At 74.9% G+C, this 1,893-nt stretch carries 2 protein-coding genes; one reads left to right on the top strand and one right to left on the bottom strand.

Annotated features, from left to right (window positions below; translation table 11 throughout):
• Positions 1-139: 139 nt before the first annotated feature.
• On the bottom strand, positions 140-535 hold the full coding sequence (locus ABT122_RS33480; protein WP_351559954.1) for a DUF5997 family protein: 396 nt from the start codon (positions 533-535) through the stop codon (positions 140-142).
• 58 nt (positions 536-593) lie between these two features.
• On the opposite strand from ABT122_RS33480, the gene ABT122_RS33475 reads away from it, so the two are divergent.
• A complete protein-coding gene (locus ABT122_RS33475) occupies positions 594-1,328 on the top strand; it encodes a LysR family substrate-binding domain-containing protein (protein ID WP_351559952.1) in 735 nt (244 codons plus the stop codon).
• Positions 1,329-1,893 lie beyond the last annotated feature (565 nt).

Genomic DNA, 1,893 nt, shown 5'->3' with positions numbered 1-1,893 from the left:
CGGCACCCCCGGGGGGGCGGGGGGGCCGCCCCCCCCCCGGGGGGGGGGGGGGGGGCCCGGGGCGGGGGGGGGGGGGGCACCCTCACCAGATGAGGTGAGGATCACCCACGGCCTCCATGAGGGGCACGCGGACCGGGGGTCAGGGGCGCGGGCGCTCCGCCTGTCCGGCCTTCTTCTCCTTGATGCGCGCGGCTTCCCTGCGGACCTCGGCCTGGGTGGCGCGCTCCTTCTCCAGCCACTCGGGGCTGTCCTTCTTCAGCGCGTCGATCTGCTCGGTGGTGAGGGGCTCGGTGACCCCGCCGCGGGCCAGGCCCGCGATGGAGACGCCCAGCCTCGCCGCCACCACCGGACGGGGGTGCGGGCCGGTGCGCCGCAGTTCGGTCAGCCACTCGGGCGGGTCGGTCTGGAGTGCGTTCAGCTCGGTGCGCGAGACGACACCCTCCTGGAACTCTGCGGGGGTGGCCTCAAGGTACACACCCAGCTTCTTCGCCGCGGTCGCGGGCTTCATCGTCTGGGCGGTCTGGTGCGACTTCATGGAGCCAAGAGTATCGAGCGTGTGCGCCGGCTCCGACCACCACCGGTAATCTGGGCGGGTGACAGGCTCGGAAACAACCCCTTCCTTCCGGCTCGCGTACGTCCCGGGGGTGACACCCACCAAGTGGGTGCGTATCTGGAACGAGCGGCTGCCCGGTGTCCCGCTGACCCTCGTCCCGGTCTCCCCGGCCGAGGCGCCCGACGTGCTGCGGGGCGGCGGCGCGGACGCGGGGTTCGTGCGGTTGCCCGTCGACCGGACCGGCCTCAGCGCGATCCCCCTCTACACGGAGACCACCGTGGTCGTGGTCCCGAAGGACCACCTCGTGGCGGCGGTCGACGAGGTGTCGGTGGAGGATCTGGCCGATGACATCGTGCTGCACCCCCTCGACGACACCCTGGACTGGGAGCACCCGCCGGGGCGGCCCGCGAACGAGCGCCCGGAGACGACGGCGGACGCCGTGGAGCTGGTGGCGGCGGGGGTGGGGCTGCTGATCGTGCCGCAGTCGCTCGCCCGGCTGCACCACCGCAAGGACCTCACCTACCGGCCGGTGGGCGGCGCGCCGGAGTCGCGGGTGGCGCTGTCGTGGCCGGAGGAGGAGACCACCGATCTGGTGGAGGACTTCATCGGGATCGTCCGCGGCCGGACGGTGAACAGCACCCGGGGCCGTGCGCAGGCTCCCGCCCAGCCGAAGGAGAAGCGCTCCGCGCCTCCGGCGCCGCGCCGCAAGCCCAACCAGGGCAAGCCCTCCTCCCGCACCCCCAAGCCCACCAAACGCCCCCGCCGCCCCCGCTGACCCGCCCCCGATCGGCCACCTCCCGCCCGGGCCCCGCGGGTGCCGGGGGCGGGCCCGGACGGGTTGCTATCGCTCGGGCCACCTGTGGCGCGGGGTCCGTCCTCAAGCTCCCCCAGAGCTGTCTCTGGGAGGTGCCCCCGGACGGGCTGGAATGGAGGGCCCTGCGCTGTTCGGGCCGGAGGGGCCGAGGCCCGGTGTCCCGCGTCGCTGGAGAGCCGGTACGCGAGGCCCGGCTCCCCCCGAGGAGCTGAACCCCACCCACCCGGCTCCGCTGGTGTTTGAGCAGCGCCACTCCGGTCCTGCTGGCGATGGAGGCGCACCTGTCCCGCCCCGTCGGCGTTTGAGCCGCGCGACCCAGCCTCTCCGGCGCCGAGCCGCACCATCCCAGCCCTTCCGGCCGGGCCGAGCCGCACCACCCCAGCGCTTCAGGCCGGGCCGAGGCACGAAATCCAGCCTCGCCGGCGATTGAGGCGCGGGGGTTCGGGGGCCGGCCCCCGACCGTGGCCCGCGGGATGCGGGGTCCTCGGGGCCGTCGGTGTCGGGGAAGCCCTGGCCCAGATTGATG

Source organism: Streptomyces sp. NPDC001985 (assembly GCF_040296845.1).
In the GTDB taxonomy this organism is placed as follows: Bacteria; Actinomycetota; Actinomycetes; order Streptomycetales; family Streptomycetaceae; genus Streptomyces.
This window is presented reverse-complemented; position numbering and strand designations above follow the sequence as displayed.